Below are 18,391 nucleotides of genomic sequence, written 5' to 3' on the forward strand. Positions count from 1 at the left end.
TGGCGTTTGTCTGCTTTCGACTGTTTACACAATCGCAAGCTGACGAAAGAGTTGGTTGCGGGGGCCGGATTTGAACCGACGACCTTCGGGTTATGAGCCCGACGAGCTACCGAGCTGCTCCACCCCGCGTCCGAATTTTTCTCGAAGTGGCCGAGCAGTAGCCAGTTCGATTTCTCCTTTTCCACCAACCGGTTACACCGGCTTGACTGGTCAGGATCTCAGATGGTTGCGGGGGCCAGATTTGAACTGACGACCTTCGGGTTATGAGCCCGACGAGCTACCGGGCTGCTCCACCCCGCGTCTGAGGTCGCCAATAATAGGCGCCAGCGCACAGATTGCAAGTAAATATCTCAAAAAAAGTTTATTCGTAGATTAATCGGACAAATAGTGCGGTCATTAGCAGCATCATGCTGTTTTTTCAGGCAATCGAGTCCTTGCCAGGCATCCGGCACTACACTCAATAAGGTGAACACTCCTCATTTTGGGTAGGTAGAATATGCGCATCTCCGCCGGTCACTGCCGTCAGTTGGGGGCCACACCCGACACTCACGGCGTCAACTTCGCGATCTGGGCACGCCTCGCCAGCCGGGTCGAACTGCTGCTCTTCGCAAGCGCAGACGATGCGACCCCCGAGGTGATCCCCCTCTCCCCGCGCCTAAACCGCACCGCCTACTACTGGCATATCCATGTGGAGGGGATCTCGGTCGGGCAACGTTACGCCTATCGCATTCAGGGCCCGTGGCGCCCATATGGCGGCACCCGCTTCGATGCCGAGAAGGTGTTGCTCGACCCTTACGGCCGCAGCATTGAGCTTGGCGCCCATTACGATCGATGGGCGGCGGCCCGTCCAGGCAGCAATCTGGCTTGTTGCGCCAAGAACAAGGTGGTCGATACTCGCTACTACGACTGGGAAGGAGACAAACTGCCCGCTCACTCCCTCTCCCGCTCGGTGATCTACGAACTGCATCTGGGGGGCTTTACCAAGTCCCCGAGCTCCGGGGTCGATCCGGCGCTGCGTGGCACCTATCTCGGGCTGATTGAGAAGATCCCCTATCTGCAATCTCTCGGTGTCACCGCCGTCGAGCTGCTGCCGGTGTTCCAGTTCGATCCTCAGGATGCGCCCAAAGGACTCTCCAACTACTGGGGTTACAGCCCCATGTCCTTTTTCGCCCCCCATGCCCAATACGCCTGCGGCGATGATCCGCTGACCGAATTTCGCGACATGGTCAAGGCGCTGCACAAGGCCAATATCGAGGTGATCCTGGACGTGGTTTACAACCACACCGCCGAAGGGGGTGATGATGGCCCCACCTTCTCGTTTCGCGGCATCGACAACGAGGCCTACTACATCCTCGACAACAACCAGAAGGACACCAACTATTCGGGATGCGGCAACACCTTCAACGGCGCTCATCCGGTGGTGCTGCGGATGATCATGGACAGCCTCCACTTCTGGCGTCAGGAGATGCACGTCGATGGCTTTCGGTTTGATCTGGCGGCCATTCTGTCGCGGGATGAATCGGGTCAGCCGCAGGCCAATGCGCCTACCCTGCGCACCATAGATACCGACCCCAACATCGCCGACATCAAGCTGATTGCCGAAGCCTGGGATGCGGGGGGACTCTATCAGGTGGGGTCACTGGCCGGCGCCCGCTGGCGTGAGTGGAACGGCCAGTTCCGGGATGATGTGCGCCGCTTTCTGCGCGGGGATGACAACAGCGTCACCGCCTTTGTCGAGCGGCTGTGCGGCAGTCCCGACATCTACCACTATCACCACGCCGATCCCGAGAAGAGCATCAACTTCGTTACCTGCCACGACGGTTTTACCCTGTGGGACTGGGCCAGTTACAACAGCAAACACAACGAGGCCAACGGGGAGGAGAACCGTGACGGCTGCGATCATAACTTCAGCTGGAACCACGGCCATGAAGGGGTAACGGAAGATCCCCAGATCAACGCCCTGCGGATGCGCCAGGCCAAAAACATGATGGTAGCGACCCTGCTCTCGGTGGGATCCCCCATGCTGCTGATGGGAGACGAGCTGCTGCGCACCCAGCGGGGCAACAACAACGGCTACTGTCAGGACAATGCCACCTGCTGGATGAACTGGCTGCCCAATGCCCGCAGTCAGGAGATGTTCCGCTTTATGAAGGAGCTGATCCAATACCGCAAACACCTGTTCCAGCGCCCGGAGCAGGAGAGCATGCCGCTGTCACTCACCGAGATCCTGCGCCACAGCGAGATCTGCTGGCACGGGGTCAACGCCGGGCAACCGGATTTCAGCCCCCACTCCCACGCCATCGCCATGTCGGCGCTGTCGAGCGAAACCAAGCTGGCGCTCTATGTGCTGTTCAACGCCTACTGGGAGCCCCTCACCTTCAACCTGCCGAGCCCCCCCAAGGGGGTCGGCGGCTACTGGCGGCGGATCCTCGATACCGCCCTCCCCTCGCCGCAGGATATCTGCACCTTCGGCATGCCGCTGGAGGGATTGACCCGGGAGTATCTCGCCCAGCCGCGCAGCAGTTGCCTCTTTATCTGCGGGGCCGACGATTTCTATTGATCGATTGCTGTGAATTGATAGCAGCGATACCTGCAAGCCAGATATGGAAAAGCCCCGAGTGTTGGCTCGGGGCTTTCTCTTTTCAGCGCCAGTGTCAGATCAGCTGGTGCAACACGCTGGTAGCGGCAATCTGGGCGATCAGCAGGCCACACAGGGAGGTGGAGACCACCACAGGCGCGGTATCACGCTGCAAGTAGAGCGGGCTGAACCAGAGCAGCAGAGAGGCCACCAGCAACGCTGCCTGGGTCACCACCGCCGGGATCAGGGCATCGAGATTGGCCTCACTCCCTTGCCAGCCCACCAGTACCGCCAGCCAGACAAGGCTGGCCATCGCCCCCACCAGACCGGCCAGCGGCAACAGGGTGTTGAATGCCTTGAGACGATGACGGGCCCGCAGCAACATCAGGTGGGCAAAGGCCGCCCCCAGCATCGCCATCTGCAGCAGGCCGCTCACCCAGCCCTGCAGTTGCAGCAGCCCGAAGCCATAGAGAGCGAGCGGCAACGCCGGTAGCCAGAGCAGTGTCGAGGGGACTGAACGCTTGCCCTCCAGTCGTGACTGGGCCAGCGACAAGCCAACCCCGAGCACCAGTGCGGCCCCACCACTCCAGATGAGCCAACTGGCCGCCTTGGCCTCGACCGCCAGCATCAGGGAGAGCGCGGTAATAACCCAGATGGAGAAGAGCTGCTGACTGATGCGCGAGCGCTGGCCAGGGCAGATATCACCGCGCCACAGCACGATACCGAGGGCGATCAGGGCGCCAAGCGCCATCAATCCGGTGAGGGGAAAGAGCCAAAAAGGGAGTTGGACGAACACGACGCCTCCAGCAGTAAAGATTCGAGGTGCGCCACCGGGGCGCCAGAGAGGGGCGAGTATACCCAAACCGGCAGCTATCCCCAATCGCGACAAACAATCGTGGGCAAACAATCCGGGGCAATTTCCGCCAGCACGGCCCACCTTGAAGGGCGCCCTGCTGGCAGCCATGTCCATAGGGACGGGATACGGCGCTGGCGTTAGCTCTGACCACGGGCCAGCGCCACCACCCGGGCAAACATCTGGCGGATCACCGGCGGAATATGCTCGGCGCCGAGCCGCTCCGCCTCTTCCACCACCGCCAGCGCCATTCCCGGCTTGCTGCGGTGATGAATAGCCTTGTTGATGATGTGACTGGCGCTCCACATGGCGCGCCCGCCCACCCCGGCCTCGCGGCGAAACACAGCCTCAAAACCGTTGTGATAGAGGTAGTGCTCGATGTCGGCGGCAGGGAGCTGGGTCAGTCGGTCACGCTCCCGCTCTCCCTTGAGCTGGCCCCGGGCCGAGGTGGCATACTTGAGCCCCGCCTCGTCGCCATCGGTCAGCAGGTGCCACTCGATGCCAAAGTCCCGCGCTACCTTTATGAGCGGCGACTGGCCGCACTGGGCAAACTCGATGATCCGCACCCCCTCGGCCCGCAGACTGTAACCGCAGATCTGCGCCAACTCGGAGAGCAGCCAGATCTCGGTCTCCCCCTCCACCAGCAGCCAGCAACGGGCAAACAGCGACATGGGGCGGTTGATCCGCACGTGGAAGGCGATCTTGCGCAGATCGTCGCTGCTGTAGCGCTCCCCCCCCAGCTGGTGACAGAGGATATCCTGCTGACGGCGCACCAGCCGCCGCACCTGATTGAGCGGCAGGGAAGAGAGCAAGTCCCCCGAGTTGGTGGTGAGCAGCTTCTGGCCCGGCAGTTGTTCCAGCAGCCCCCACGCCAGCGCCAGCATGGTCGGGTGCAGCCGGCTCTCCGGGTCCTCCAGGATCATGATGGGACGGGCCCCCTCCTCCAGCTCGCGGTTGCCCCGCGCCTGCAGCAGGGTAGCCGCCATCCCCGCCATCGCCAGCTGCAGCGCGCGGTTATCGGCGCGGCGCAGCAGGGTATGCAGGTTGCCAGGATTGCGCAATGTCATGGGGCGATTGATGATGTCGCGCTGACTGCGCGGTTTGTTCTTGATGGGGGCCAGGGCGTTGAAGTAGTGATCCATCAGCTGGCGCACCGCCTGCAACGCCTCTTTGAGCTCCGGCTCGCCGATCCGCTGGGGTTCGTCGATCAGCTTGTCCGCCAGCTCGCTCAAGCGATGCTCGGAGAGATCTCCCCACTGCAATGTCTCCACCCCGTTGCGAGCGGTACGGGCGTCCCGCAGCCGGAACACAGGGTTCATGGTGATGAGCATGCAGACAAGCTCGTGGGTATTGGCGATGGGCAAGCTCTTGCCTACCCCGTCGAGAAAGTCGTGAATGGTGAGCACAGAGCCATCCGCCTGCAGCTCGGCGCTGGCGCGATAGTGAATGCGGTGGAATTTGTCCTTGTGCAGCACCCAGGAGGGGCAAAGACGGGCCAGCCGACGGGAGTGCTGACACATCTGGGGTCTGTGCTCACTGAAGGTGAGCACCAGTTGCAAATGACGCGCCGGGGCCAGTTCGGGATCTTCCGGTTGGTGAAAATCCTCGGCGGTGAACTGATAGGGCTCGGCATCCTGCCCCAGCAGACACCAGAGGGCGCGCAGCAGGCTCGATTTACCCCAGGTATTCTCGCCGATCAACACAGTGGTCTGATCCAGCCCGAGCGACAGGCGATTTATACCGCGAAAACCTTTTACTTCAATACGTTCCAGAAACATCCAGCCATGTCCACATCATTGTGATGGGGCAATAGTGGCAAAGTTACCGGAAAAATCCTATCGCAGGCGGGGCTTTTTCAACGTGAACTGTGAGGCACTGCAGGTTCGGGAGGGGTAACAACAGCGGTGCGATCTTGCGGGGCATTCCAGTGGCTGAACCAGAGATGACGGGTACGGATTTGACGTTTGCGATAATTCAATGGGCATTCCTTTCAATGGATAAGTGGTAGAGAGTACACCTCTTTTGCCCAAAGTCTCAGGGTTATCTGTGACGGGAAGATGACAATTGCGCCCGCCACTGCCCCGGCGTCAAACCAAACGCCTCGCGAAAACGATTACCGAAATGGGCCTGGGAAGAGAAGCCACACTGACTGGCGATACTGGCCAGCGGCTCGGGGCCAGCCAACAGCTGCTTGGCCCGTTTGAGCCGCAGCCCAAGCAGATAACGATGGGGCGGGCAGCCGAGACTCTGGCCGAACATGCGGGCAAAGTGATACTCGCTCAGCCCCGCCTGCTGCGCCAGCTCTGCCAGCGTGACCGAATCGGCCAGATGGGCCTGCAGATACTCCTGCACCCGTTTGATCACCACGGGCGCCAGCCCGCCGCGTAGAGGCGGCAAACCGGGAGCCTCCTCGGTGTGGTGGCGGTAGGCGTGGAGGATCAACATCCAGGCGCCGTGGGAAAGCGCCAACCGATCGACCCCGTGCTGCCACTGCAGTTGCATCAGTTGGCGCTGCACCAGTCCGGCCGCCTGCGGATCGTCGATAAAGGTCTTGTCCACCAGTTGCAGGTGGCGCCCCTCCTTGTCACACGCCTCCTCGGCGATACGGGTGAGGTGAGCCGGGGTGAAGTAGAGATGAAAGAAGTGAAACTCTTCGCGCACCAACCACTCGGATCTGTGGTGATCCGGCATAATGCACACCTTGCCGGTGCCGCCGTGGCCACCCGGCCCATCGAGTCGCTCGGTCTGCTCGCCTCCTTGCAGATAGACGCTCAGGGTGTGGTGGCCCGGCTTGTGATAGCGGGTCTGGTCATAGCAGTTGCGCCAACTGGCGACGCCAAGCCCGGGTTCGAGCCAGCAGGCGTCCTCCAGCCGGGCGCCGGTGCTGACCAGTGCATCAAATACCCCTGCTGTTTTCATTCGCCCCTGCCGCCTGTTCCGGTTATGTGTACGGGTTATCCCGCTGCCATCCATCTTACCGACCGCGCCCGCAGATGACAGCGCGTGACGATGAAAAACCGCAAGATGGTGCAATCCAGCCATCAGGGCTCGCCCCATAGTGGGTCATCTCTCCCTGACTCACCGGAACTGTGATGAACCTGATGCTCTATCTTGCCACCGTGCTTATCTGGGGCAGCACCTGGATTGCCATCGCCTGGCAACTTGGCCCCATCCCCATCGAGGTGTCGGTGCTCTATCGCTTCCTGCTGGCAGCGGTGGCACTGTTTGCACTGCTCACCGCCAGCGGCCGCTTTCCGCGCCTGCCGTGGCATGGCCAGCGCTATGCGGCGCTGCTCGGTGCCCTGCTCTTTTCCACCAACTTTCTCTGCTTCTACCACGCCACACGCTATATCCCGAGCGGCATGTCGGCGGTGATCTTCGCCAGTGCCAGCATCTTCAACGGCCTCAACCTCTGGCTGTTCGAGAACAAGCGCCCCACCCTGCGCTGGTTGCAAGGCTCCTTGCTGGGGCTCTTTGGCACCCTGTTACTGTTCTGGCCGGTGCTGGCAGATGCGCAACTGGGTGCAAACGGCTGGAAGGGGCTGCTGCTCGCCTGCGGCGGCACCCTCTGCTTTTCGCTGGGCAATCTGGTCTCGGCACGAGGCCAACGCCACGGCTACCACGTACTGCAACTGGTGCCCTGGGGCATGGTTTACGGCGTGGTGCTGTTGCTGGGCTGGGTCATATTGCTCGGGCAGCAACTGGTGGTGCCGACCGATGGCCACTATCTGGCGGCCATGGTCTACCTCGCCCTGTTTGGCTCGGTGATCGCCTTTACCGCCTACCTGACTCTGGTGGGGCGCATCGGTGCCAGCAAGGCCTCCTACGCCACCGTGCTCTTTCCGTTGGTGGCGCTTACCCTCTCCACCTTTTACGAAGGTTTTGTCTGGCAGCCGGTCTCGGTGGCAGGAGTGGTGATCAGCCTGATCGGCAATCTGGTGATCTTCGCACCGCCCTTGAGCGAATGGCGGATTCGACCGGCCAAGGCAGCAAACGCCCCTTGCTCCTGAGCCAGTCAGCCCCTAAGGTAGCGCTGATCAATCTGTGACGATCCTGATGGCGATAAACAAGGGGGCGAGATGTTACTGGAAGGGCTGGAGACGCTGAGCCTGCTGGCGAGCGAAGGGACCATGGCCAAGGTGGCCAGTCGCCTCTATATCAGCCAGTCGGCGGTGAGCAAGCGAATTGCCCAGCTGGAGCAGCGCCTTGGCAAGAAGCTGATTGAGCCGGAGGGGCGCCAGATCCGTCTAACCCCGCAGGCAAAGGAGCTGCTTGAGCGAGTGGCCCCGAGTCTGGCAGAGATGAAAGGAGTGCTGGCCGATAGCCAGGATCTGGCGGATCAGAGCCCCCTCCCCATCGCCTGCTCCGAAACCCTGCTGGCCGGTTATCTCGCCCACTTTATGCGCGACTATCTGGAGCGCGATCCCCACCTTGCCCTCTCCACCCACCACACGCCGGTCATTCTGGCACGGGTGCGCAGCGGCGATGCCCTGCTCGGCATCTGCGCCGGTCGGCTCCCTCCCGGCCATGGCCTCGGCGCCGATCTGCTGCTTGAGGAGCCCTTCTATCTGGTGGGCGAGGCGCAGCCGAGCCTGCCACCAGCCAACACAGAAAGCAGGCGCAAGATCCTCACCATGGATCTGGAGAACCCCTCCAATCGCTACCTGCGCGAACCGCTGGCTGATTTGGGGCTGGAGCCCGCCATGGAGCTCGACTCCTATCTGGCGCTCATCGAACTCGCCAAGGCAGGTATTGGCCCTGTGCTGCTCCCCGCTGGCCTGCTGGGGCTGGTGGGAGAACAGGGGGAGATGGCCCGCCCACTGCCCGGGCTGGGCCGCCCCCTGCATCTGGTCTACCGGCCAAACAGCCTAAAGCGCGAGCGCATTGCCAGGCTGGTGAGCGCCCTGCACCAACACTTTCGCCACCGCAGCGACACGCCGCGCTAGCCGTGTAAAACACCTGATATGGCAACGGGGCCCAAGGGCCCCGTTAACAATTGCGATGCGGCAAGCAAGGCGCACATCAGATCCAGGCAAACAGCTCCGGATACTGGCTCCAGACCAGCTTGGCAGACATCAGCAAGGAGACGGTCACCAGCAGCGGCTTGATCAGCTTCACCCCTTTTTTCAACACCATCTTGGAGCCGAAGCGGGCGCCGATAAACTGCCCCAGCGCCATGCAAAAACCGACACTCCACACCACCTTGCCACCGAGCGCAAAGAACAGCAGGGAGGCGATATTCGAGGTGAAGTTGAGCAGCTTGGTATGGGCGGTGGCGCGCGCCATGCCAAAACCCGCCAGCGCCACGAAACCGATGGCAAAAAACGAACCTGTGCCCGGCCCGAAGAAGCCGTCATAAAAGCCGACACCGCCTCCCACCAGCAGCGCAAACAGCATGGGAGTCAGACGGCGGGAGCTCTCGGCATCGCTTACCCGCGGCGAGAAGTAGAAGTAGCAGGCAAAGGCCATCAGCAGGAAAGGGAGCAGGCGCTCGAGAATGGCGGCGTCTATGGTCTGCACCGCCAGCGTGCCGATAGCCGCACCGATAAAGGTGCAGATCACCGCAGGCCAAATCATGGCCCACTCCAGCAGCCCCTTGCGGGCATAGAACCAGGTGGCGGAGAAGGAGCCAAAACTGCTCTGCAGCTTGTTGGTGCCGAGCACCAGCGCGGGGGGCATGCCGGTGGCCAGCAGGGCAGGTACCGTCAGCAGGCCGCCGCCACCGGCGATGGCATCGATAAAGCCGGCGACAAGCGCCACACCAAACAGGGCAAACAGGGTAACCAGTTCCAATTCCATCCATAGACCTCACGAGAGTGGGTTGCCCGAAGGGGCCGGGCAACCGGAGCTAAACCAAAACGACGTTGTGCGGGGGGCACAGGCTGTCCGCTATCCTAACGGGCCACTGACCATGAATCTAACGAAACAGTGGCAGCCAATTGATTCCTGATTTTCATTGATTTGAGCTGTCAGGCCCCTGCCCCCCCCTCAGAAGGCCAGTTAGCAAGCCGTTGAAGCGACGTTCGCTTCCTTGATGGCCGCCAGTGCCTCACAGAGATGCTCCTCATCGGCACCGGGGAAACGGCTGACCCGCCCGGCCATATAGCGGCTGCTGAACAGATTGAACCAGTGCTGCAGTGCCTGCCCCGCCTTGAGCTCTCCCGCCACTTCCAGCACGCAGGCCGCCACTTCGGCGGTGCAGAGGTGCTCGTCGCAGTTGGCCACCCGCATACCGTAGGTGGAGAGCGTATCGGGTTTGATGGCGAGCACCGGAAAACCGTCCAGATAGGGGCTCTTGTTAAACATCTTGCGCGCCTCCGGCCAGGTGCCATCGAGCAGGATAAAGAGCGGTTTTTTCCCCGGTGCCAGCGTCACCTCGCCGGTCAGGCGGGCAGGCTCCTTCTCGCAAGCGGGAAAGACCACATAGGGCTGCCAGGCGGGATCGGCCAGCAGGGCCAGCAGCTCGGGATGGGGCTGGGTGCGTGACCAGAGAAACGCCCAGGTGGTATCCGGCAACACATCGGCGATCAGGCGACCGGTGTTGGAGGGCTTCATCGGCTCGCTGTCATACATCAGGAGGCAGAAACCGGCCTCCGCTTTGAGCTCGGGGCGCCACTCGCAGGCACACCAATCCTCGCGCAGCTGACAGGCCGGACAGCGGGCCAGGGTGCCGCCACGGGCAAGAAACGGTCGGGTAGAGATACTCTTGCGCCAGGCCCGCAGGCGGTTGACGGCGTGATCAGGAACAGGCTTCATCTAGGTTCACAACTGGAGTCAAAACAGGAACGGCAGCGGTGCCAACATGTCACGGCGCCATAGGCGCGATAACAGGGGGCTGCCGGAAAAGCGCAAGATTGTACCGAGTTACGCGCTGGCGGAACAGCAATCCCTGCCCCTTTCGCCAGATGCAGAGCCAACTCCTCTTGCCTTACGACTCCTGACAGCTGCGCAGCAGCTCCAGCAACAGGCTGCCATCGCGCAGTGCCTTGTGCACCTGCACCGAAGTGGGCTTGGTGGGATCTTCGTAGAAGTGGGTGGATTCAATCTGCAGCCGCACCAGATATTCGGCTGGCAACTGGCTGGCCAGCGACTGGTGCAGCATGGGGAACAGCAGCCGATCGGCACGGGTGATTTCCCCCCCCAGCAGCAGCTTGCCCGGGTTGAGCAGGCAGATGAGATTGGAGAGCACCTTGGAGAGGCGACCCGCCGCCTGATGGAGAATATCCTGACAGAGGCTGTTGCCTGCCAGCGCCAGCTCGCACAGCTCGCGTATGGTGACGCTCTCGGGCAAGTCGTGCTCCTGCATCCGCTCGCGCAGATCCCGGTATTGCGCCTCCAGCGCCTGATTGGTCACCAGGGTGCAGGCGCAGCCAAAACCGCCGCAGTAGCAGCGCTGGCCATAGGGCTCGAGCTGCAAATGGCTGAGATCTCCGAGCAGCGCATTCTCGCTCTCGATAAGCTGACCATTGACCACCATGCCGACCCCGATGTCGTTGTGGACAAACACCAGCACTGCATCGGCGCAATTTTTGGCGGCCCCCCACTCCCGCTCGGCCTGGATCCAGGTGCGCACGTCACCGCTCACGAGCACAGGTACCGAGAACGCCTGTTGCAGTGTCGGGCCAAGGGGCCAGTTGCGCAGATCGTAGAAGGGGAAGTGCTTGACCATGCCGGAGTGGCGCTCTACCTGACCCGGCAGGCAGAGGGCGATGCAGGCCAGACTGAGGGACTTTCTCGGCAAAAACACCTTGATGGCATGCACCAGACTGCCCAGCAGATCGGCGCGCTCCTCCTCGGTAAAGAGGTGGCGCTGGCGGGCCAGCGAGCGACCGGAGAAGTCAAACAGCGCCATATCCACGTAGCCACGGCCAAGACGCATGGAGAGAAACTGGAAGCGGCGCTCGTTAATGCGCAGCAAGGTCTGACGACGGCCGCGCCCCACCGAACTTTCACCACAGGTGACCACCAGACCCCCATCGAGCAGTTCCCGGGTGATCTTGGTGATACTGGCAGGCGAGAGGCCGGTCAGGCGGGAGAGATCGGTGCGCGACAGCTCCTTGTGCTCTTCCAGGCTGGCATAGACCAGGCCGTAGTTGAGCTGCCGGATCAAATCGATACTACCTTTCACGATCTCATTCATAGGGTATGGGGCAAAGGCTGAAAAAAAAGAGGCTGGCAATTTTCACACATTATTGGTCAATCCCCAAATAAAGTGCGGCCTGAACCGGAGGTCAGGCCGCATCTTGTGGTTGCCGTCACGGACCATTACAAGGTCAATAACGGAATTGCGATACCAGTTTGCGCAATTTGTCGCCGGTACTGGCCAGATCGCGGGTGGTGCTGTTGGATTCCACCGCCGCGCTGGTCAGCTCGCTGACAATCTGCTGAATGGCCACCAGGTTCTTGTTGATCTCCTCCGACACCGCATGCTGCTCCTCGGCGGCGGTGGCGATCTGGATGTTCATGTCGTTGATGGTACTGACCGCCATCACCATGCTATCGAGGGAGCTGGCGATATGGCTCGCCTCCTGCACCGTCTCCTGACTGCGATCCTCGCTCGCCTGCATCACCTCCACCGCCTGCTTCACCCCACCCTGCAGACGTTGCAGCATCTCGTTGATCTCCTTGGTGCTTTGTTGGGTACGACCGGCCAGCGAACGCACTTCGTCCGCCACCACCGCAAAGCCCCGCCCCTGCTCACCGGCGCGGGCCGCCTCGATGGCAGCGTTCAGCGCCAGCAGATTGGTCTGCTCGGCAATGCCGCGAATGACCTCCACCACAGAACCGATCTTGGCGGTCTCTTGCGCCAGCTGTTCGATAACGCCGGAGGCGGTATGCACCTCCCCCACCAGCCGGTTGATACTGTTGATGGCCCCGCTCACCACCCCCCGGGCGGCGTCCGATTCACGGGCCGCATCGCTGGTTGCCGTCGCGGCATTGGAGGCACTGGCCGCCACCTCCTGCGCGGTGGAGCTCATTTCTGTCACCGCGGTGACCACCTGATCGGTCTCGCGACTGTGACCCTGCATCTGATGGTCATAGTGCTCGCTCAGATGGTGCAACTTGTCGACCGCGCTGAAGAGGTGGTTGCTGGTCTCGCCCACCTGACTCACCACCGACTGGATCCGCTCGACAAAGCGGTTGAAAGCGCTGGCCAGCTGGCCAATCTCGTCCTGACTCTGCACCTTGAGCCGCTGGGTCAGATCCCCGTCACCGTTGGCAATATCGTTCAATGCCAGCACCGCATCCGCCAACGGCTTGGTAACCCGGTTGCCCACAATGACGGTCGCCGCCAGGGTGATACCGAGGATCAGCAGGATCACCAGCACACTGCTCTGCAACGAGGCATGCATATTGCTCTCGCGCTCTGCCCGCAAGGCCGCCAGCTCGTTGTCGATATCATCGATATAAAAACCGGTGCCAATGGCCCACTGGTATTTGTCCAGCACCAGAGTAAAGGCAAGTTTGGGGGCATCGCGACCGATGGAGGGCTTGGCCGTCCAGTATTCGGTAAAACCATCCCCCTGACGGGCCGATTTAAGGATCTCCTGGATCAGCAATTTGCCCTTGGCATCCTTGTCGTTCCAGCGGTTTTTCCCCTCCAGCTCGGTACGCACCGGCAGCAGTATGGTGTTGCCCTCAAAGTCATAGACAAAAAAATAGCCGTCACTGCTGTAACGCAGCGGCCTGAGCAACTCTTTAACCTTTTGACGATTTTCCGGAGAATCCGGCAGCGCATAAACGGCATCGACGGCGGTTTTGGCCATCATGATGTAACTGCTGAGCAGCGCTTTACGCTCCTTGATGGCATTTTCCCTCGCCACCACCAGATCAGACTCCAGATCGCGCTTGGAGACCATGTAGTTACTGAGATTGACCACCAGGGCCATCAACAGTACGGGGACTGCACCCAGTAACAGGATTTTCTGCTTTAGCGTCATCTTTCACATCCTTGCAGCTGTTTTTATTGGAATTCCTTGCTTACTCATCAGTATAGGTGCTGGCAGGGCGAGCCCAGCTTTCGTTACAATTCCCTTAAACAAATCGGCCAGAACGTGAAAATCATGAATCTTTGTCCTTGCGGCTCAACCCTTTCTCTCGAATTGTGCTGTGGCTCACGTCACAGTGGCGCTGTGGCTGACACCCCGGAACAGCTGATGCGCTCTCGCTACAGCGCTTTTGTGCTTGGTCTGGGGGAGTATCTGGTCCATAGCTGGCACCCGGACCACCTTGGCGGTCTCACCGCCGAAGAGCTTTCACGCATCGACACCCGCTGGGATGGTCTCGAGATCATCGCCAGCCAGGGTGGCCCGGAGGATGAAACCGGGATGGTGGAGTTCAAAGCCTGGTTTCTGGAAGGGGATGAGCGCCACTGCCTCCATGAGCGTTCCCGCTTCGTGCGTTATCAGGGCCGCTGGGTCTACACCGAGGGAGAGCAGGATCCGGCCCCACTCAAGGCGGGACGCAACGATCCCTGCCCCTGTGGCAGCGGCAAAAAGCACAAGAAGTGCTGCGGCTGACGCATCACACACCCACCAGACTCGTCAAACAGTGACAAGGGGCATCCGATGCCCCTTTTTTGTGCCTGTTATTCGCCACCAGCCCATTAACCGCTGCGATAACAAGCGTGACAAATGTCACATAATGCTCATTAACGCGCGAGCAAATGAGCGTTTGCGAGCGCAAATTTGGCCCATATCAAACATTTCCACTCAGAAGTAGGCCACACTGGCCTCATCTGGAAGAGATGAGACGGGCAACAATGAAAAGAATAACTACACAAGTCGTCATCATAGGCGGCGGTGCCACAGGGGCCGGCATCATGCGCGATTGCGCACTGCGCGGCATCGACAGCATCCTGCTCGAGCGCGATGATATCGCCGCCGGCACCACCGGCCGCAACCACGGCCTGCTCCACTCCGGTGCCCGCTACGCGGTGACGGATCAGGAGTCCGCCCGCGAATGCATCCAGGAAAACCGCATCCTCAAGCGGATTGCCAGCCACTGTGTCGAAGACACGGGCGGCCTCTTCCTCACCCTGCCGGAAGATGACATCAATTTCCAAACCACCTTTATGGATGCCTGCGCCCTGGCCGGTATCGAAACCCGCCAGCTCGATCCCGGTGAAGCCCTGCGCATGGAGCCCAACGCCAACCCGGCGATGATCGGTGCGATCCATGTGCCGGATGGCACGGTCGATCCGTTCCGCCTCGCCGCCGCCAACGTGCTGGACGCGAAAGAACATGGCGCGCGCATCTTTACCCACAGCAAGGTGCTGGGACTGCTGCGAACTCAGGATCGGGTGCACGGGGTCAAGGCGATCAATACCCGCACCGGCGAAGCGTTCGAGGTGGAGTGTCAGGAGGTGATCAACGCCGCCGGCATCTGGGGCCAGCAAATTTGCGAATACGCCGATCTCGGCATCCGCATGTTCCCGGCCAAAGGCTCCCTGCTCATCATGGATTACCGCATCAACCAGCTGGTGCTCAACCGCGCCCGCAAACCGGCGGATGCGGACATTCTGGTGCCGGGCGATACCATCTCCCTCATCGGTACCACCTCCAGTCGCATCGATTACAACAAGATTGACCAGCTCACCGTCGAACCCGAAGAGGTCGAAGTGTTGCTGCGCGAAGGTATCAAGCTCGCCCCCATCATGGCCCGCACCCGTCTGCTGCGCGCCTACGCCGGGGTACGCCCGCTGGTGGCGGTGGACGGTGACGACACCGGCCGCAACATCAGTCGCGGCATCGTGCTGCTGGATCACGCCGAGCGCGATGGCCTCAAGGGCTTCAACACCATCACCGGCGGCAAGCTGATGACCTACCGCCTGATGGCGGAGTGGGCCACCGATCTGCTGGCCAAGAAGCTCGGCAACAGCAAGCCCTGCCAGACCGCCGAACTGAGCCTGCCCGGCTCACGGGATCCGGAAAAGGTCTCCGCCCCCGGTCTCTCGGTGCCTGCCGAAGGCTCAGCCCAATACCGCCACGGCGAGCGGGTCATCGCCTTCTTCCGTGACAATCCCAAGGCCAACGCCCTGATCTGCGAGTGCGAAATGGTCACCGCGGGTGAAATCGAATACGCCCTGCGCGAGCTGGATGTGGACAACCTCATCGATCTGCGCCGCCGCACCCGTCTGGGGATGGGGCCCTGTCAGGGGGAGCTGTGCGCCTACCGCGCCGCCGGCCTGATGCAGGAGTATGGCAAGGCTGACGGTCGTCAGGCCTGCGTCATGTTGCGCCAGTTCCTCGAGGAGCGTTACAAGGGGACCCGCCCCGTCCTGTGGGGTGATGCCCTGCGCGAGGCCGAGTTCACCTACTGGATCTACGAAGGGCTGTTTGGCCTGGGGGAATGGACGGCGCCACAGCTGGTTGCCGATACCCCACGCGGCTCAACCAGCGAGACCACTCACAAGGAGAGCCGTCATGAAGTTTGACAATATCGTTATCGGCGGTGGCATGGCGGGACTCTCGGCTGCCCTGCGGCTGGTGGAGGCAGGCCAGAAGACCCTGCTGATGGCCTCCGGCCAGAGTGCCCTGCACTTCTCCTCCGGCTCGGTCGATCTGCTCGAAAGCGAGGGAGATCCCCGCACTGCCCTGCCCGCCTTTATGGCAGCCCATCCGGATCACCCCTACAGCAAAGTCGGAATGCAGAATATCGAAGCGAGTCTGGCCGATCTGCAGCGCCACTGCGCCGAGCAGGGGTTGCCGCTGGTTCGCCACGACACCAATCACCAGCGCCTGACCCCCATCGGTACCCTCAAGCGCACCTGGCTCTCCCCCGATACCTGCGCCTGTGTCACCGATGCGCCGATCCCGGACGTGCTGTTGCTGGCCACCCTTGAGGGCTTTCGCGACTTTCATCCGGCACTGGCGGCCGCCAATCTGGCGACCCATCCGCGCTTTGCCCACTGCCGCATTCTGACCGGCGAAATCCGCCTGCCCCAGCTGGCGGAATTCAGCCGCAATCCCCACGAGTTTCGCTCAGCCGACATCGCGCGCCTGTGTGACAAACACCATCTGGTAGCGGACTTGGCCCGCGAGATCAGCCGCATGGTGCAGGAGAGCGGCGTACCCGGCTGCCGCCATATCGTGCTGCCCGCCTGCCTGTCTCTGGGGCTGGTTGGCCCGCGTCTGGCGGAGCTGGAGCAGCGCACCGGCTGCACCATCAAGGAGGTGGCCACCATGCCGCCGTCTCTGATCGGAATGAGAATGCAGGAGGCGCTCAAGCGCCGCTTTATGGCCCTTGGTGGCACCTTCCTCACCAGCGAGCGGGTGCTGGGCGCCCGTTACGAAGGTGACCGGGTGGTCGGCGTACATACCCAGAATGGCGATGATCAGCTGTTTGAAGCGGACAACTTTGTGCTCGCCTCCGGCAGCTTCTTCAGCCGTGGGCTGGAGTCCCGTCTGCGCGGCATTCGCGAGCCCATCTTCGATGCCGATGTGCTGAGTCTGGAGGAGCGTGACGCCTGGGCCGGTCGCCGCCTGTTCGACCACCACCCCTTCATGGGCTTCGGGGTCAAGACTGACGACAAGCTGCGGGTGCTGCGCGGCGGCAAGCCGCTCACCAACCTCTATGGTGCGGGCAGTGTCTTGGCCCATTACGACCCAATTCGTGAAGGTTCCGGCTCCGGCGTTGCCGTTGCCACCGGCTGGCAGGCTGCCGGCCATATTCTGGGCGCGGCCCAATGATTACTACGTCCCATATCCCGTGTCTTCATCATCGCCGGGAGGAGAACTGACATGCTACTGGATCACGCCAACCAAACTTTCGATCAGTGCATCAAATGCACCGTCTGTACCGCCTACTGCCCGGTGGCCAAGGCCAACCCCGCCTATCCCGGCCCGAAACAGGCGGGCCCGGATGGCGAGCGGCTGCGCATCAAGAGCCCCGAGCTCTTTGACAGCGCCCTCAAGCACTGTACCAACTGCAAACGCTGCGAAGTAGCCTGCCCGAGCGGGGTGCGCATCGGTGACATCATCGCCAAGGCCAAACACCAGTACAGCGGCTTCAAACCGGGGATCCGCGAGTTCGTCCTCTCCCACACCGATCTGATGGGCAGCATGTCTACCCTGATGGCCCCGGTGGTCAACTTCACCACCGGCCTCAAGCCGATGAAGCTGGTGCTGGACAAGGCGCTGGGGGTCTCCTCCCACCGCGACCTGCCCAAATACTCCCAGGGCACTTTCCGCGGCTGGTACAAAAAGCAGAAGGCGACCCAGGCCAGTTATAAGCGCCAGATCGCCTACTTCCACGGCTGCTATGTCAACTACAACCACCCGCAGCTTGGCAAGGAGCTGGTGCAGGTGCTCAACGCCATGAACATCGGTGTGCAGTTGCTTGAGCGGGAGAAATGCTGCGGCGTACCGCTGATTGCCAACGGCTTCATGGACAAGGCCAAGCAACAGGCGGCCTTCAATATCAAGCAGATGGAGAACTCCCTGCTGGGCAACGAGATGCCACTGCTGGCCACCTCCTCCACCTGTGGCTTCACCCTGCGGGACGAATATCCCCACCTGCTGGAGCAGGACAACCACAAGGTGCGGGATCGCATCTCGCTGGTGACCCGCTTCCTGTGGAACGAGTTCTACAAGGGCAACAAACCGGCGATGAAGCCGCTCAATCTGCACATCGCCTACCACACCCCCTGCCACATGGAAAAAATGGGGGGCGTCATCTACACCCTCGAATTGCTGCGCGCCATTCCCGGGGTCAAGGTGACGGTGCTGGAGTCCCAGTGTTGTGGTATCGCCGGCACCTACGGCTTCAAGTCGGAGAACTACCAGACCAGCCAGACCATCGGCGAGGGGCTGTTTGATCAAATCAACCGCCTCTCACCCGATCTGGTGATCACCGACTGCGAGACCTGCAAATGGCAGATCGAGATGAGCACCAGCTTCCGCTGTGAACATCCGATCCACCTGCTGGCCCAGGCGCTGGCCTGAATCCCCTCGGCCCTT

General features: G+C 61.5%; 14 protein-coding genes and 2 tRNA genes. 7 read left to right on the top strand and 9 right to left on the bottom strand.

The window, feature by feature from the left end; translation table 11 throughout:
- Positions 1-52: 52 nt before the first annotated feature.
- Together AB5Y76_RS02305 and AB5Y76_RS02310 are read right to left on the bottom strand one after the other, a co-directional pair.
- A tRNA-Met gene (locus tag AB5Y76_RS02305) sits at positions 53-129 on the bottom strand.
- Between the two features lie 94 nt (positions 130-223).
- Positions 224-300, bottom strand: a tRNA-Met gene (locus tag AB5Y76_RS02310).
- Between the two features lie 196 nt (positions 301-496).
- Between AB5Y76_RS02310 and glgX the strand changes: the two genes are divergently transcribed.
- The gene (glgX, locus tag AB5Y76_RS02315; protein ID WP_064341283.1) at positions 497-2,560 is read left to right on the top strand and encodes a glycogen debranching protein GlgX; all 2,064 of its coding nucleotides are present in this window, start codon (positions 497-499) and stop codon (positions 2,558-2,560) included.
- A gap of 94 nt (positions 2,561-2,654) precedes the next feature.
- Here glgX and AB5Y76_RS02320 read toward each other — a convergent pair whose 3' ends face one another.
- The 3 genes from AB5Y76_RS02320 to AB5Y76_RS02330 form a co-directional block, all read right to left on the bottom strand.
- Entirely contained in the window at positions 2,655-3,374 is a 720-nt protein-coding gene (locus AB5Y76_RS02320; protein ID WP_263717296.1) for a hypothetical protein, read from the bottom strand.
- A gap of 197 nt (positions 3,375-3,571) precedes the next feature.
- Positions 3,572-5,209: an ATP-dependent endonuclease gene (locus AB5Y76_RS02325; RefSeq protein WP_263717297.1), complete on the bottom strand. Its 1,638-nt coding sequence runs from the start codon at positions 5,207-5,209 to the stop codon at positions 3,572-3,574.
- A gap of 262 nt (positions 5,210-5,471) precedes the next feature.
- Positions 5,472-6,350, bottom strand: a complete 879-nt coding sequence (locus tag AB5Y76_RS02330) for a helix-turn-helix domain-containing protein (protein ID WP_100653632.1) — start codon at positions 6,348-6,350, stop codon at positions 5,472-5,474.
- Between the two features lie 173 nt (positions 6,351-6,523).
- Here AB5Y76_RS02330 and AB5Y76_RS02335 point away from each other — a divergent pair, with 173 nt between their 5' ends.
- Together AB5Y76_RS02335 and AB5Y76_RS02340 are read left to right on the top strand one after the other, a co-directional pair.
- Positions 6,524-7,441, top strand: a complete 918-nt coding sequence (locus AB5Y76_RS02335; protein ID WP_263717298.1) for a DMT family transporter — start codon at positions 6,524-6,526, stop codon at positions 7,439-7,441.
- A gap of 69 nt (positions 7,442-7,510) precedes the next feature.
- On the top strand, positions 7,511-8,377 hold the full coding sequence (locus tag AB5Y76_RS02340; protein WP_263717299.1) for a LysR family transcriptional regulator: 867 nt from the start codon (positions 7,511-7,513) through the stop codon (positions 8,375-8,377).
- A 76-nt stretch (positions 8,378-8,453) separates the two neighbouring features.
- On the opposite strand, the gene AB5Y76_RS02345 is transcribed toward AB5Y76_RS02340, so the two are convergent.
- The 4 genes from AB5Y76_RS02345 to AB5Y76_RS02360 all read right to left on the bottom strand — a co-directional run bounded on the left by AB5Y76_RS02345 (position 8,454) and on the right by AB5Y76_RS02360 (position 13,372).
- Positions 8,454-9,230 carry a TSUP family transporter gene (locus tag AB5Y76_RS02345; protein WP_005333472.1) on the bottom strand — a complete coding sequence of 259 codons (777 nt, stop codon included), beginning with the start codon at positions 9,228-9,230 and terminating at the stop codon, positions 8,454-8,456.
- Between the two features lie 201 nt (positions 9,231-9,431).
- Complete coding sequence (locus AB5Y76_RS02350) at positions 9,432-10,187, bottom strand: tRNA-uridine aminocarboxypropyltransferase (protein WP_263717300.1); 756 nt, start codon at positions 10,185-10,187, stop codon at positions 9,432-9,434.
- A gap of 172 nt (positions 10,188-10,359) precedes the next feature.
- On the bottom strand, positions 10,360-11,571 hold the full coding sequence (locus AB5Y76_RS02355) for an ROK family transcriptional regulator (RefSeq protein WP_005333476.1): 1,212 nt from the start codon (positions 11,569-11,571) through the stop codon (positions 10,360-10,362).
- A gap of 133 nt (positions 11,572-11,704) precedes the next feature.
- Positions 11,705-13,372 carry a methyl-accepting chemotaxis protein gene (locus tag AB5Y76_RS02360; RefSeq protein ID WP_075115081.1) on the bottom strand — a complete coding sequence of 556 codons (1,668 nt, stop codon included), beginning with the start codon at positions 13,370-13,372 and terminating at the stop codon, positions 11,705-11,707.
- A gap of 123 nt (positions 13,373-13,495) precedes the next feature.
- On the opposite strand from AB5Y76_RS02360, the gene AB5Y76_RS02365 reads away from it, so the two are divergent.
- From AB5Y76_RS02365 to glpC, 4 genes are all read left to right on the top strand, one after another.
- Positions 13,496-13,951, top strand: coding sequence for a YchJ family protein (locus tag AB5Y76_RS02365; RefSeq protein WP_263717301.1), 456 nt, complete (start codon positions 13,496-13,498; stop codon positions 13,949-13,951).
- Positions 13,952-14,193: 242 nt separating this feature from the next.
- The gene (glpA, locus tag AB5Y76_RS02370) at positions 14,194-15,867 is read left to right on the top strand and encodes an anaerobic glycerol-3-phosphate dehydrogenase subunit A (protein WP_263717302.1); all 1,674 of its coding nucleotides are present in this window, start codon (positions 14,194-14,196) and stop codon (positions 15,865-15,867) included.
- A complete protein-coding gene (gene glpB, locus AB5Y76_RS02375) occupies positions 15,857-17,122 on the top strand; it encodes a glycerol-3-phosphate dehydrogenase subunit GlpB (protein WP_159163723.1) in 1,266 nt (421 codons plus the stop codon). The genes glpA and glpB overlap by 11 nt, the downstream gene beginning before the upstream one ends.
- 51 nt (positions 17,123-17,173) lie before the next feature.
- Entirely contained in the window at positions 17,174-18,376 is a 1,203-nt protein-coding gene (glpC, locus tag AB5Y76_RS02380) for an anaerobic glycerol-3-phosphate dehydrogenase subunit GlpC (protein WP_069529317.1), read from the top strand.
- Positions 18,377-18,391: the final 15 nt, after the last annotated feature.

This window comes from Aeromonas sp. R1-2 (assembly GCF_040908505.1).
In the GTDB taxonomy this organism is placed as follows: Bacteria; Pseudomonadota; Gammaproteobacteria; order Enterobacterales; family Aeromonadaceae; genus Aeromonas; species Aeromonas veronii.